The sequence below is a fragment of the Erwinia sp. BNK-24-b genome (genome assembly GCF_047456155.1).
Taxonomy (GTDB): domain Bacteria; phylum Pseudomonadota; class Gammaproteobacteria; order Enterobacterales; family Enterobacteriaceae; genus Erwinia; species Erwinia phyllosphaerae.
In genome coordinates, this window is record NZ_CP179901.1 from 633,012 (window position 1) to 645,842 (window position 12,831).

The following is a 12,831-nucleotide window of genomic DNA, read 5'->3' on the forward strand; positions in this document are numbered from 1 at the left end:
AAAACTCCCGGTTGCCGAGCGATTAAGCTTCAGGCGTTTGAAAAAGAACGGGAGATTCCCTATAGGCGTTCAGCTTATCCCTCACCCAGCCGTCCGGATTTCCGACGGTGGAAATAACGCCCGTGGTCGAGCCGCCTCCCAGCAGCACAGAGAAGATCCCCATCAGCGGAAAATCTTTGTAAGCCGGCTGGCTCAGGTCAAAAGAGCCGGCCCGCTGGTACATATCGCGAGGCGTAGCGCCCACCAGTGCTGCCATATGCGCAGGGAAGGCGAAATCGAGGATCGTATCGTTGATAGCCTCAACGTTACTGCCGATCTCGCTGTCGCCCAGCAGATAGTTGGCGCTGGTTCCCCAGTGCTGTGCATCAAAGTCCGCCTGCACCCGATCGCTTTTCAGCGGCGTGCGGCTGGCCGGGATCTGCCACGGCATCACCGGCTGTTTCAGCATGCGGCTGACGCTGCCGCAGAACTGGTAATAGCGTTGCCATTCCAGCGGCCCGTAGCAGTAGGAGTTATAGTAGGAGCGCAGGGTAAGATCGTCAGCCTCGTAACGGTCAATAGCCATGAAGTTAGCAGCGTTGCCCTCGTCAAACACGCCCAGCGCATTAACGTAATCCACGGTCAAACGAGCATAGCGATCGACGCTTTCCTGGCCGTATATCCACTGCGAGCCGCCAACGCCCCACAGATTAATCACCCAGCCAAACGTCAGCTCTGGCGCAACGGTATGCACAAGCCAGTTTACTGACTGAATATAGCCCTTGAGAGTGTCGGTAATAAAGGCCGGGATAGTCACGCTGATACCGTGATGCGCCAGCGCCTCCTGCAAAGGTTCCCTGACCGGCACGGGATGATCGCTGGTAAGGCCATCCTGCTGGCAGGCGCCAATCAGGTCGGCATTGACGATAAGCCCTGCCGGAACGGGATGCTGCTCATCCTTATAGCTGCTGGCGATTTTCATGGTCAGAATAAAGTTCGCGTAGCTATATTTGTGCGCGGAAGCATCAGCCAGAACGTTTTTGACATTGCCGCCTGAAAGGTTACAGGTATAGGAGATCATCACCGGCAGGACATTCTGATTATCAGCCAGCTGTTCTTCAATAGCGCGGGCAATAGTGATAGTTCGCGTGGTAGCAGGATCGTCCTGCAGGAAGGCCGTAGCATCGCCTGCGCCGTCGTTACCGGCATATTTAAAGATGGAGCTGACGCGGGCGGCGGCACAGTCGGCCGTATTGGTCGTGGTCATATCGGCCAGGCCACCAAAAGAAAGAAACGCCGGGAAGCCGGGAACCAGCAGGTTCGCACCTTTTTCTACAGCAATAGCCAGCGTGTTTTGGGCATTCTCGCTGATATTTATTGTATCCACACAGGAAACAGAGTGAACCACTTTATCGACGATAAAATCGTTGACCTTAACCGTATAATCGCCAGGTTTGATTTTTTCCGGCCAGGCGAACGCGCCTTCCGCCGTCAGTGTAGCGGAATAGCTCATCGTCGCATTATAAAGCCGTACCGGCATAGCCTGCTTAAATGGCGAATCTGTCTGGCAGGAAACCGTTAGCGTACTGAAGTTATTACTGTCGACTGGCTTGATGGTGCATTCTTTCTGGCCGACGGTAACGGTAATTAATTTATCGGTGACGACAACCTCAGGGATAGCAAATGAAATATTATTATTATTAACGGCAATGCTGTCGATAGTGAAAATCAGCACGTCGTCGGTAGGTAAATAACGCAGTTCCGTGACCTCATCCAGCCTGGTTTCAAACGTCTCCTGAATCGTTGCCGTTTTGTTTTTTACCTGAACCCTGACCGTTTCGTTTTCCAGTTCAGCAATACCGGAAAGCATAAAATCTACCGCAGCATAATGATTAACCGTATTGAAAGTTAATGCCACGTCGGTAGTATTTCCCTGCGTCACGGTGATATTTTCCGGACTGACGGAAACATCGGCCACAACGGTAAGCGCGTCATTGGCCAGCTTAGCGGCGCTGACGGTATAGCTGGTAGCGGTCAATTCAACGGTATTGTTTCCGCCAGGCTGTGCCGAAGCCGTGGTTCTTTCACCGCCTGCGGAAGTAAATACCACTTCAGGAACCAGGTTAGCCAGAGCGGCATCGGGAATGGCGGGGCATACCAGCCTGACAGCGCCATTAAGCTCAAGCTCGCCGTCAGCGGCAAAGTTGAAAGAGGTCATAACATGTTCAGGATTGGCCGTCAGGTCACCGCCAATACCAATGGTGATCGTATCTCTGGACGAGAGAACATAAGCCTGGGGGAAACCCAAGGTGACCTGAACCAGAATATCGCTATCGCTAATCTGTTTATTTTCCGTTGTTATTGCCCAGTCTTGCCAGCTGGTAAATGCGGGCATGACCGCCGAAGGTTCAATTGCAGCGGGAGAAAGGAAACTAAACTTCAACGTATTCTTAATACTCACCGCGCTATTATCGTCATTTTTAATATCCGTAACGATAAGCGTGCCGTAATACTGCGTTGGGTTCGCTCCTGTTGTTACCTTGCTGACTATACTCATCAATAATTCCTTAACAAACATTTTGAAGCAGGCGTTAGCCCGCAGGAAAAACGCCATTGAATAAATGACCATGGCGAATTATTTAAATTTATGCGGCGTGACTATTCTTTCGTGGTGGAAAGAAACAGATCACGCGCTGAATTTAAAGGCAGGTGCGGGTAACGGCAATTTTAATTATTGTCTGAGAAGAGTAATAATTACGGCGTAGAAAATTTACCTTTGCAGATAACGGGGATAGCAGGAAAATATACAAGGCAGAGCAGCTAAAAAAAACGATCCCGGTTTGCAAAAGGGATCGTTTGATCAACGCGCCGCTTAGTCTTCAGACAGAAACAGCTCCAGCAGGGAATTCAGAAACAGCTTGCCCTTTTCCGTGACCTGCCAGTTTTCTGCCGTCTCGGTCAGATAACCTTTCGCCAGGGCTTCATCAAGCTCGACACGGATAACGTCTTCATCCAGACCGGTATAGCGCGTAAACTCTTCACGCGGCGCGGCTTCCAGCAGCCGGAAACGGTTCATAAAGAACTCAAACGGCTTCTCTTTTTCCGCCACCTCATACTGCCTGTCCAGATAGTTACCGTTCATAAAGCCGCGCGGATGGCGCGTTTTAATTGTGCGGATAATCCTGCCGTCCGTCTGCGTCAGCTTGCCGTGCGCGCCGCAGCCGATGCCCAGATAGTCGCCGAAGCGCCAGTAGTTCAGGTTGTGCTCGCAGCGATAGCCCGGTTTGGCATAGGCAGAGGTTTCATACTGCTCGTAGCCCGCAGCCGTCAGCAGCTGGTGGCCCTGTTCAAAAATATCCCACAGCGCGTCGTCATCCGGCAGAATCGGTGGCCGCGAGGCAAACAGCGTGTTTGGTTCGATGGTCAGCTGATACCAGGAAAGGTGCGGCGGATCCAGCTCGATGGCCTGGCGCAAATCGTCCAGCGCTTCGGTCAGCGACTGATCGGGAAGACCGTGCATCAAATCCAGGTTAAAGCTGCGCAGGCCAAGCCCCTGAGCCAGCTTTGCCGCGCGCTTTGCTTCTTCCGGGCCGTGGATACGTCCAAGGCGCTCCAGCTTTTGCTGGCTAAAACTCTGCACGCCAATGGAGATACGGTTGATGCCCGCACGCTGATAGCCGCTAAAACGGTCGGCTTCAACGGTGCCGGGGTTGGCTTCCATCGTAATTTCCGCCGTTGGCGAAAGCGGCAGACGCGCCCGCACGCCGTCCATCAGCATCTGCATCGCTTCGCTGCTAAGCAGGCTGGGCGTGCCGCCGCCAATAAAGATAGTGCCAACTTCACGGTTAGCCGCCAGCGGCAAATCGGCATCCAGATCGGCCAGCAAATGCCGTACATACTCTTCGTGCGGCACTTCGCCCTTTAAAGCATGCGAATTGAAATCGCAGTAGGGGCATTTCTGCACGCACCAGGGGATATGAATATAGAGACTGAGCGGTGGCAAATCAGACATGACGCATGGCTTCCAGCAGCAGGCTCAGCGCCTTGCCGCGATGTGAAACGGCCCGTTTTTCATCCTTACTCAGTTCCGCTGCGGTTTTACCCAGTTCCGGCACGTAAAACACGGGATCGTAACCAAATCCGCCTTCACCGTTCAGCGTACGGGTTATTTCGCCTTGCCAGCTACCGTGGAACACCAGCGGCGTGGGGTCTTCCGCATGGCGCAGATAAACCAGCACGCAGTGAAACTGCGCCTGACGCTGACCATCCGCCACGTTTTCCATAGCGTGCAGCAGCTTATCAATATTCTGCCTGTCGCTTGCCTCCACGTCGGCATAGCGCGCGGAGTAAATCCCCGGCGCGCCGCCAAGCGCATCCACCGCCAGGCCAGAGTCGTCGGCGATAGCGGGCAAACCGGTAATGGCGGCAGCATGGCGCGCCTTGAGAAGGGCGTTTTCGATAAAGGTCAGGCCGGTCTCTTCAGCTGACTCTACGCCACAGTCGGTTTGCGCCACGATATCCAGGCCGAAAGCGGCGAGCTTATCGGCCAGTTCACGAACTTTTCCAGCGTTGCCGGTGGCGAGTACTACTTTTTGCATATCAAATCCAGAAGTTAAAATCAGAGCTGCGTCCAGCCGGGAATGAAGTCCATACCCAGATAGTTGAGCATATAAAGGATCAGGATCACGGCCATCGCCGAGAAGTCGATGCCGCCCATCGCCGGAATAATTCTGCGGATTGGCGCCATCAGCGGTTCCGTTAGCTGGATCAAAACGTAATCTACCGGGTTGCGGCCCTGGCTTATCCAGCTCATCAGCGAACGAATAATAATTACCCAGAATACCAGCACGCCTGCAGCTTTAACCAGCGAGACCAGACCAAAATAAAGAAACACGGGATCGAAAATAAACACCCGGGTTTGCAGCGTAAACATCACGGTGAAAAGCAGTACGCTCAGCACGTAAGCCAGCAGCAGAGAAGCGGTATCCAGCGGCCCGATGGAAGGGATTACCCGCCGCATTGGCCGAATGACCGGCTGCGTGATTTTGACGATAAATTGTGAAAACGGATTGTAAAAATCACATCTTGTCCACTGCATCCAGATGCGCAGCAGCAGTACTTTTACGTACAGGTTAATTACCGTTGATACCAAAAAAGTCAACGTCAGCATGGAGTCCCTCAAAGTTTAGTTAGTGGCGCCGTAATCGCGCGCGCCAAAAATGGCGGTGCCAATGCGCACCATCGTCGTGCCTGCCTCGACAGCTGCTTCCAGATCGTCGCTCATGCCTAAAGAGAGCGTGTCGACAGAAGCATAGTTTTTTTTCAGTTCATTCAGTGCATCCGCCATCTGGCGACAAACGGCCAGCTGACGCTGGTAATCGCCTTCCGGCGCGGGTATCGCCATCAGGCCGCGCAGCGTTAAGCGCGGCAGCTGAGCAATTTCCCTGGCCAGATCCGGTAGCGCCGCCAGCATGATGCCAGATTTACTCTGTTCATCGCTGATATTTATCTGGATCAGCACGTTTAACGGCGGCAGCGAGTCCGGCCGCTGATCGTTAAGCCTGGTAGCAATCCGTAAACGATCGACGGTGTGGCACCAGTCGAAATTTTCGGCGACCAGCCGACTTTTATTGGATTGCAGCGGCCCGATAAAGTGCCATGCCAGCGCCGGATTTGCCAGCTGCTGGATCTTATCAACGCCTTCCTGCACGTAATTTTCTCCGAAGCAGCGCTGGCCCGCGGCGGCGGCTTCTTCGATCGCGCTCCACGGTTTTGTTTTGCTCACTGCAAGCAGGGTAATTTCTGCCGGATCGCGGCCGCATCGCGCGGCTGCCGCTGAGATTCGCTCGCGGACTTGCTGTAAGTTGTGCTGAATCGAGGTCATAGTCAGGGAGTTAATATGGATATTGAAGAGTTAGTGGCGCTTAGTGTAAAGCATAACGCCTGCGATCTGCACCTCTGTAGTGGTCATTCTCCGTTCTGGCGGCTTTCTGGTCGGCTCGAAAAAATGCCGGGCGCGCTGCCAGCCAGCGATGCGCTGCTGCGGCAGCTTTACGACAGCTGGCTGGATGCCGCGCAGCAGGACGAGTTTACCCGGGCCGGGCAGCTTGATTTTGCGCTGACGGTGGGCGGTACGCGCCTGCGCGCCAATCTGTTTTGCCAGCGGCAGGGGAACTCGCTGGCGCTGCGGCTAATCAGCGACCGCTGCCCTGATATCGCCGGGCTTGGCCTGCCGCCGGTCGCTCAGTCGCTGTTACAGCTCGAAGATGGGCTGGTGCTGGTGACGGGCGCGACCGGCAGCGGAAAGTCGACCACGCTGGCCGCGCTGATCGGCGCGATCAACCAGCAGCAGAACCGCCATATTCTGACGCTGGAAGATCCGGTAGAGTTTATCCATCGCAGCGTGCGCTCGCTGATTCAGCAGCGGGAAATCGGGCAGCACTGTCGTTCGTTCAGCGCAGGCCTGCGCGCCGCGCTGAGGGAAGATCCGGACGTTATCCTGCTGGGCGAGCTGCGCGATAGCGAAACCATCCAGCTGGCGCTAACGGCCGCGGAAACCGGCCATCTGGTGCTGGCAACGCTGCATACGCGCGGTGCCGCTCAGGCGGTCGACAGGCTGGTGGATGTTTTTCCCGGTGCGGAGAAAAACCTTATCCGCAGCCAGCTGGCCGGTAGCCTGAAGGCCGCGATCGCACAAAAGCTGGTGCCGGGAAAAAACCAGGGCAGGGTGGCGCTGTTCGAGGTACTGGTAAACACGCCAGCCGTCGCCAGCCTGATCAGAGAGGGGAAAACGCACCAGCTGCCGGGCGTGCTGCAAACCGGCATGCAGGCAGGTATGCAGACGTTTGCCCAAAGCCTGGCCGAGCGGCAAAAAGCGGGAGCGATAGCGTGAGGGGTAAACGCGCCGCCTGCCTGATTACCAGCCTGGCGCGTTCAGCGTTATGACAACATGGTACGCCTGAATTCAATGCAGGCGGAGCAACGCGGGTATGTAATCAGCTCCAGGCGTTTTCAAACCAGCTTTCAAGAATGATAACCGCAGAGAGGGAATCGACGCTGCCTTTGTTCAGCGCACGAAAGCCGCCACGCGAGAAGAGGTCGGCGCGGGCTTCGACCGTGCTCAAACGTTCGTCGTGCAGCTCTACCTTAATGCCAAAGCGCCCGTGCAGCCGGTTGGCGAATTTGCGGGCTCTGGCGGTCAGGGGTTGTTCGGTTCCATCCATGTTTAACGGCAGGCCGACCACCACGTGATCCGGCTGCCACTCCTTCAGCAGCGCCTCGATTTTTAGCCAGTCGGGCGTGCCGTCCTGCGCTTTTAGCGCAGGTAGAGGGCGAGCGGTGCCGGTCAGCTGCTGACCCACCGCGACGCCAATGCTTTTGGTGCCAAAATCGAAAGCCAGCAGGGTAAGGTGGCTCATCAGGCGTGACCAACATCGCTGGTGATATTGTGGATATCCACGCCGATGCTCTTCGCCGCTTCGCGCCAGCGCTCGGCAACGGGGGTTTTAAACAGGATATTGCTGTTGGCCGGAATGGTCAGCCAGGCGTTTTCCAGCAGCTCGCTTTCCAGCTGGTCTTTTTCCCAGGCGCAGTAGCCCAGCGCAACCAGCACGCTGTCAGGCTGTTCCGGCGTGCCCAGCGTTTCCAGCACGTCGCGCGAAGTAGTGATAACCGTGTTGTCCGATACGCGAATACTGGACGCGTAAGTGTGTTGGGCAGAGTGCAGGATAAAACCGCGATCTTCAGCCAGAGGGCCGCCAGCAAAAACCGGCTTATCGAGTTTGACTTCGGGTTCGCGCGGGACCGGCACAATTTTTAACTTTTTGAGAATGCCGTCAACGGTAAGGTTTTCCATTGGCTTGTTCACAATAATACCCATGGCGCCTTCATCGTTGTGCTCGCAGATGTAAACCACCGAGCGTTTAAATAAAGGGTCCTGCAGCGTGGGCATGGCAATCAAAAAATGATGCTGTAAATTCATATCAGGATTCTGTAGTCGGGTTAATCATCTGTAGCCGGAGCCACAGATGATTAACGGGGTTAACACGAAGGCCTGTCGATCCTTTGCTTATCAGGCCAGTCGTTTTTCAATCGCATCCATAAGCATACCAGTAATTGAAATTGGGAATGCGGCTTCGATCTCACGAATGCAGGTCGGGCTGGTTACGTTGATTTCGGTCAGTTTGTCGCCGATGATGTCCAGACCGACAAAAATCAGGCCTTTCTTTTTCAACGTAGGGCCGACGCGACGGGCGATTTCCAGATCGCTTTCCGACAGCGGACGCGCTTCGCCACGGCCGCCAGCGGCCAGGTTACCGCGCGTTTCGCCCGATTTTGGAATACGGGCCAGGCAATAAGGCACGGGTTCACCATCAACCATCAGCACGCGCTTATCGCCATCCTTAATGGCGGGCAGATAATTTTGCGCCATGCAGTAGAAGCTGCCGTGCTCGGTCAGCGTTTCAATAATAACCGACAGGTTAGGATCTTCTTTCTTCACGCGGAAAATGGAAGCGCCGCCCATGCCGTCCAGCGGCTTCAGGATAATATCGCCATGCTCCTGCCAGAAATCGCGGATCTGCTGCGCGCTACGGCTTACCAGCGTGTCCGGGGTCAGTTCAGCAAACCAGGCGGTAAAGAGTTTTTCGTTACAGTCGCGCAGGCTCTGCGGTTTGTTAACGATCAGCGTGCCTTTCTCTTCCGCGCGCTCCAGGATATAGGTGGCGTAGATAAATTCGGTATCGAAAGGCGGATCTTTACGCATCAGCACCACGTTCAGATCGGCCAGTGCAATATCCTGCTCGCTGCCAAATTCAAACCACTTATCGTAGTTCTGCTCAACGCTCAGCAGACGGGTGGAGGCACGCGCTTCGCCACCGCGCAGATAGAGATCTTTCATCTCCATATAGTGAATTTCGTAACCACGGCGCTGTGCTTCCAGCAGCATGGCGAAGCTGCTGTCTTTTTTAATATTGATGGAGGTAATAGGGTCCATCACAATGCCAAGCTTAATCATTAGTCTCTCCAGTTGAGCTTTTTTTGCCTGCCGTTTTTACGCCTTCAGCGCATTCAGCCCAGGTCGCCAAACCGCACCTGAAGGGCGGTAATGGCGGTCAGGGCCGTGGTCTCCGTGCGCAGAACACGAGGGCCTAAAAGAATGTCGGTAAAGCCGTAGCGTGCCGTCATGGCGATCTCGTCTGCCGTCAGCCCGCCTTCAGGCCCAATCAGCAGCCGCACGCGTTCGACCGGCTGTGGCAGCGTATTGATGCTCTGGCTGGCTCGCGGATGTAAATTGAGCTTCAGGCTGTCATCCTGTTCGGCGCTCCAGGCTTCCAGCGTCATTGCTTCTCGCACTTCCGGCACGCGGTTTCTGCCGCACTGTTCGCAGGCGGCGATAACAATTTTCTGCCACTGCTGAATTTTTTTCGCCAGTCTCTGCGCATCAAGCTTTACGCCACAGCGCTCAGAAAACAAGGGGGTAATCGTATTTACTCCCAGCTCAACCGCTTTCTGAATGGTGAACTCCATCTTTTCGCCGCGCGACATCACCTGGCCTAAATGCAGGTGAAGCGGCGACTCACGGCTGTCCGCGCGGCTTTCGATCACGGCGACGCGCACATTTTTTTTATCCGCCTGCACAATTTCGGCCTGAAATGTCAGATTAGTACCATCGAACAATTCCAGGGCCTGGCCCGCATTCATGCGCAATACGCGACCGACATGGTTTGCCGCTTCTTCATCAAGAGAGATTTCGCTGCCGACAACCAGAGCTTCAGAGTGAAAAATGCGAGGTATACGCATGGGGTTCCTGCTACAAGTGACTGACCGCGGCAGAGCGCGGCCCAAATATGGCGTTTAGTTTAGGACAGTGATTTTACCGCTGGCAAGCACGCTGTACATAGGGATTATGGTTGCCCTGCACTTTAGCGATGCGGTTGTCGCGCTCGCACTCCCAGACCGTGACCGGATACTGCTTGTCCCATACCGTCATCAGCTGGGTCTGCTGCTTAGACATGGCGATCTGGTACTGGTCACGCATATAAAACCAGGTACGAGCGATGGCGCCACGTGCCCGCGCAGGAGGCTCAGCCTGCTTGTTTTTAAAATCGATCTTCATTTCGCACTGGCCGTACTGATGCTCGCTGCCGTTCCACTGGCTATACATAAAGTTGCCGCGATCGCCGTTCACTTCGCCAATAGCGGGCTGAAGGTTATGCAAATCGGATTCGATACGGCGGTAGCCTGCATCTTTCGCGCACTGTTTTCTGCCGCCTTCCTGCCAGCACTGGCGCTGGTGGCCAAACGTCCAGGCCGGGACAACGTGTTCCCATTCGATACGGTTAGCCCGGTTGGCGTTTTTACGTACGCTATAGCCACAGGAAGCCAGATCCGGTACGCCTTTTTTACCTTGCCAGTTAATTTTACAGCCGCAGTAAAAAGAGCCCGGAGCATCCGCGTTAATTTGCGCCGCGTAAGCCTTTGCCTGGCTGAAACTGTTCTGATGGTAGTTATTCAGGCTTAACCCATGCGCAAAGAAGGTGGGAAGCAGCAGTGAAAAAGAGAGGCAGCCGATAATTTTGCGTAACATATTCCAGTTTTCTGTCAGTCAAACGAAGCGGCGAGAGTAGCAGAAGCGCCGGATAACCGGAAACCGTCGCGTGCCTTATCGGCTATTTTTTTGACGTCAGACAGATTTTTCAGCAACCGGGAACAGACCAGGCGACAGGCGCTCGCCGCAGCGCACGCAGCGGTATTCGCTTTCACCACGGGTAACGCGATTGTGGCGGCGAACGGTAAGCTGATGCTGCTGGCAGCGACAGCGATAGGGGAAAGAGCGGCTGCGGACCGATTCGATGGCAAACTGGTGGGTACGCCGCGCGGGCACATCCAGCACGCTTTCCATCATCCATTTCCACTCTTTGCCGTGCGGCGCGACGCGGCCAAAGTGTTTCCACGTCAGCAGATGCGCCAGTTCATGGGGCACGACCTCTTCAATAAAAGCCTGCTGGTTTTCCAGCAACAGCACGGGATTCAGGCGGATTTCCCAGCTTTCCAGCCACGCGGTACCCGCAGCCGTGCCTCGCTGCTGATAAACCAGCTTAGGTTCCGCATAGTTCCGCTCAAGGCGCTGGTTAGCCAGCTGCAATTTTTCACGCAGCGAGCGCATGACTGCCTGTTGTAAAGCAATGGGGAGACGAAGGGATTTCATACGGCAGAGAATACGATGGGAAGCGGGGGATTTCAACGAAGCTGGCCGGGTTGCCCCGGCCAGTAAGGCTTAACGCTGACCGATGTCGCGCAGCTTTTTGCCGCTTAACAGGTTACGTTCGATATGTTCCAGCGAAACGTTTTTGGTTTCCGGGATCAGGATGATAGTCAGAATAATAAAGATGATATTCAGACCGGCATAGACCCAGAAAGTGTTGGCGTTGCCCAGCGTGTTCAGCATGGTCAGGAAGGTTGCCCCAACGATCATGTTGGCAATCCAGTTGGTCGCCGTCGAGACGGTGATACCGAAATCGCGGCCTTTCAGCGGCTGAATTTCAGAACAGAGTACCCAAATCAGCGGGCCGGCACTCATCGCGAAGCCGATGATAAACATCAGCAGCATGGCGATAGCAAAGTACTGCGCGGTGGAAGAGTGAATGCCCACGTGCAGCATTGTACCCAGCACGCCCATGCCGATAGCCATGACCAGGAAGCCCAGCTTCAGCGTAGGCTTACGGCCCCAGCGGTCAACCAGGCCGATAGCGATAAAGGTAGCCAGCACGTTGATCAGACCAACGATAACGGTTCCCCACATCTGCTCGGTGGTATTGGTAAAGCCCGCGATTTCAAAAATTTTCGGCGCGTAGTACATGATTACGTTCATGCCGGTGAACTGCTGCATGACCTGCAGCAGAATACCCAGCCAGACCGCGCGGCGGAAATTGCTGTTGTTCTGGAAAAGATTCCAGCCGGACTGTTTGATTTTCAGGCTTTCACGGATTTCATCCAGCTCGCGTTTCGCCTGTTCGCTGGTGTCGCGCAGTCGATCGAGCACGCGCTGTGCATCACGGAAGTTGCCTCTTGCCGCTAGCCAGCGCGGGCTGTTAGGCAGGAAGCAAACGCCAACCAGCAGCAGGGCCGCAGGAATGGTGATGACGCCCAGCATCCAGCGCCATTCGCCGGTGTAGCTGAATGCGGTATCAGACAGATAGGCACCCAGAATACCGATAGTGATCATCAGCTGGTAAAGAGAAATCATACTGCCGCGAATTTTTTCTGGTGCAATTTCAGAAAGATAAAGCGGGGCGGTGTAGGATGCCACGCCAACGGCCAGGCCCAGCAGCACGCGAGCCACAATCAGCATATCCGCGCTTCCGGACATAGCTGACCAGAGCGAGCCGATCACAAACAGCACTGCGCCAATCATCAGGCTTTTTTTACGGCCCAGATGAGAAGACATCCAGCCGCTGCCGACGGCACCGACCGCAGCACCAAACATCATTGAGCTGACAATCCATTCCTGCTGATGAGGAGTGACGTTGAAATCCCTGGCAATGAAAGGCAGAGCGCCGGCAATCACGCCGATGTCCAGCCCGAAAAGCAGCCCGGCGAGTGCGGCAAGCAGACAAACAAATAAGGTCATTGCCTTATTAGATGTCCTGCTCGGTTTCTTATTATCAGGCATGAAGCCTCCATATTGTTGTACTGCATATTGTTTTTATAAATGTTAAAAAAACCTGGCGCGAAAGACTGTGCGGCGGATCACACTGGTGTAATCGGTTACACACCAGATCTTTCTGAAAACAGAGGTTTTCACACGCGCTTACGCTTTATAACCGTTCCGGCATAGCATTTAACAGTCTC

The 12,831-nt window shown here is 54.8% G+C and carries 13 protein-coding genes; 1 reads left to right on the top strand and 12 read right to left on the bottom strand.

Annotated features, from left to right (window positions below):
• Nucleotides 1-22 precede the first annotated feature (22 nt).
• The 5 genes from ACMGGR_RS02955 to ACMGGR_RS02975 all read right to left on the bottom strand — a co-directional run bounded on the left by ACMGGR_RS02955 (nt 23) and on the right by ACMGGR_RS02975 (nt 5,863).
• Complete coding sequence (locus ACMGGR_RS02955; RefSeq protein WP_414148127.1) at nt 23-2,536, bottom strand: hypothetical protein; 2,514 nt, start codon at nt 2,534-2,536, stop codon at nt 23-25.
• A 315-nt stretch (nt 2,537-2,851) separates the two neighbouring features.
• Nucleotides 2,852-3,991, bottom strand: coding sequence for a radical SAM family heme chaperone HemW (hemW, locus tag ACMGGR_RS02960; protein ID WP_246760032.1), 1,140 nt, complete (start codon nt 3,989-3,991; stop codon nt 2,852-2,854).
• Nucleotides 3,984-4,577, bottom strand: a complete 594-nt coding sequence (gene rdgB, locus ACMGGR_RS02965; RefSeq protein WP_414148128.1) for an RdgB/HAM1 family non-canonical purine NTP pyrophosphatase — start codon at nt 4,575-4,577, stop codon at nt 3,984-3,986. Before rdgB ends, hemW begins: the two co-directional genes overlap by 8 nt.
• Before the next feature lie 20 nt (nt 4,578-4,597).
• Nucleotides 4,598-5,149, bottom strand: a complete 552-nt coding sequence (locus ACMGGR_RS02970; protein ID WP_414148129.1) for a YggT family protein — start codon at nt 5,147-5,149, stop codon at nt 4,598-4,600.
• A gap of 15 nt (nt 5,150-5,164) precedes the next feature.
• Complete coding sequence (locus ACMGGR_RS02975; protein ID WP_246760035.1) at nt 5,165-5,863, bottom strand: YggS family pyridoxal phosphate-dependent enzyme; 699 nt, start codon at nt 5,861-5,863, stop codon at nt 5,165-5,167.
• A 15-nt stretch (nt 5,864-5,878) separates the two neighbouring features.
• Between ACMGGR_RS02975 and ACMGGR_RS02980 the strand changes: the two genes are divergently transcribed.
• On the top strand, nt 5,879-6,871 hold the full coding sequence (locus tag ACMGGR_RS02980; protein WP_414148130.1) for a type IV pilus twitching motility protein PilT: 993 nt from the start codon (nt 5,879-5,881) through the stop codon (nt 6,869-6,871).
• Nucleotides 6,872-6,974: 103 nt separating this feature from the next.
• Here the strand turns inward: ACMGGR_RS02980 and ruvX are convergent, their stop codons facing one another.
• The 7 genes from ruvX to ACMGGR_RS03015 form a co-directional block, all read right to left on the bottom strand.
• Nucleotides 6,975-7,397, bottom strand: coding sequence for a Holliday junction resolvase RuvX (gene ruvX / locus ACMGGR_RS02985; RefSeq protein ID WP_246760037.1), 423 nt, complete (start codon nt 7,395-7,397; stop codon nt 6,975-6,977).
• Nucleotides 7,397-7,960, bottom strand: a complete 564-nt coding sequence (locus ACMGGR_RS02990) for a YqgE/AlgH family protein (protein WP_246760038.1) — start codon at nt 7,958-7,960, stop codon at nt 7,397-7,399. The genes ruvX and ACMGGR_RS02990 overlap by 1 nt, the downstream gene beginning before the upstream one ends.
• A 90-nt stretch (nt 7,961-8,050) precedes the next feature.
• Nucleotides 8,051-8,995: a glutathione synthase gene (gene gshB / locus ACMGGR_RS02995; RefSeq protein ID WP_246760039.1), complete on the bottom strand. Its 945-nt coding sequence runs from the start codon at nt 8,993-8,995 to the stop codon at nt 8,051-8,053.
• 53 nt (nt 8,996-9,048) lie between these two features.
• Nucleotides 9,049-9,780, bottom strand: coding sequence for a 16S rRNA (uracil(1498)-N(3))-methyltransferase (rsmE, locus tag ACMGGR_RS03000; protein ID WP_246760040.1), 732 nt, complete (start codon nt 9,778-9,780; stop codon nt 9,049-9,051).
• A 73-nt stretch (nt 9,781-9,853) separates the two neighbouring features.
• Complete coding sequence (gene endA, locus ACMGGR_RS03005; RefSeq protein WP_414148131.1) at nt 9,854-10,567, bottom strand: deoxyribonuclease I; 714 nt, start codon at nt 10,565-10,567, stop codon at nt 9,854-9,856.
• A 96-nt stretch (nt 10,568-10,663) separates the two neighbouring features.
• Nucleotides 10,664-11,188, bottom strand: a complete 525-nt coding sequence (locus ACMGGR_RS03010) for a SprT family zinc-dependent metalloprotease (protein WP_414148132.1) — start codon at nt 11,186-11,188, stop codon at nt 10,664-10,666.
• Nucleotides 11,189-11,257: 69 nt separating this feature from the next.
• Nucleotides 11,258-12,652, bottom strand: coding sequence for a sugar porter family MFS transporter (locus tag ACMGGR_RS03015; RefSeq protein ID WP_246760043.1), 1,395 nt, complete (start codon nt 12,650-12,652; stop codon nt 11,258-11,260).
• Nucleotides 12,653-12,831 lie beyond the last annotated feature (179 nt).

What these genes read in the sequence shown, in the direction of transcription:
- ACMGGR_RS02955 (WP_414148127.1), bottom strand. Translation starts at nt 2,536, where the DNA reads ATGAGTATAGTCAGCAAGGTAACAACAGGAGCGAACCCAACGCAGTAT.
- hemW (WP_246760032.1), bottom strand. Translation starts at nt 3,991, where the DNA reads ATGTCTGATTTGCCACCGCTCAGTCTCTATATTCATATCCCCTGGTGC.
- rdgB (WP_414148128.1), bottom strand. Translation starts at nt 4,577, where the DNA reads ATGCAAAAAGTAGTACTCGCCACCGGCAACGCTGGAAAAGTTCGTGAA.
- ACMGGR_RS02970 (WP_414148129.1), bottom strand. Translation starts at nt 5,149, where the DNA reads ATGCTGACGTTGACTTTTTTGGTATCAACGGTAATTAACCTGTACGTA.
- ACMGGR_RS02975 (WP_246760035.1), bottom strand. Translation starts at nt 5,863, where the DNA reads ATGACCTCGATTCAGCACAACTTACAGCAAGTCCGCGAGCGAATCTCA.
- ACMGGR_RS02980 (WP_414148130.1), top strand. Translation starts at nt 5,879, where the DNA reads ATGGATATTGAAGAGTTAGTGGCGCTTAGTGTAAAGCATAACGCCTGC.
- ruvX (WP_246760037.1), bottom strand. Translation starts at nt 7,397, where the DNA reads ATGAGCCACCTTACCCTGCTGGCTTTCGATTTTGGCACCAAAAGCATT.
- ACMGGR_RS02990 (WP_246760038.1), bottom strand. Translation starts at nt 7,960, where the DNA reads ATGAATTTACAGCATCATTTTTTGATTGCCATGCCCACGCTGCAGGAC.
- gshB (WP_246760039.1), bottom strand. Translation starts at nt 8,995, where the DNA reads ATGATTAAGCTTGGCATTGTGATGGACCCTATTACCTCCATCAATATT.
- rsmE (WP_246760040.1), bottom strand. Translation starts at nt 9,780, where the DNA reads ATGCGTATACCTCGCATTTTTCACTCTGAAGCTCTGGTTGTCGGCAGC.
- endA (WP_414148131.1), bottom strand. Translation starts at nt 10,567, where the DNA reads ATGTTACGCAAAATTATCGGCTGCCTCTCTTTTTCACTGCTGCTTCCC.
- ACMGGR_RS03010 (WP_414148132.1), bottom strand. Translation starts at nt 11,188, where the DNA reads ATGAAATCCCTTCGTCTCCCCATTGCTTTACAACAGGCAGTCATGCGC.
- ACMGGR_RS03015 (WP_246760043.1), bottom strand. Translation starts at nt 12,652, where the DNA reads ATGCCTGATAATAAGAAACCGAGCAGGACATCTAATAAGGCAATGACC.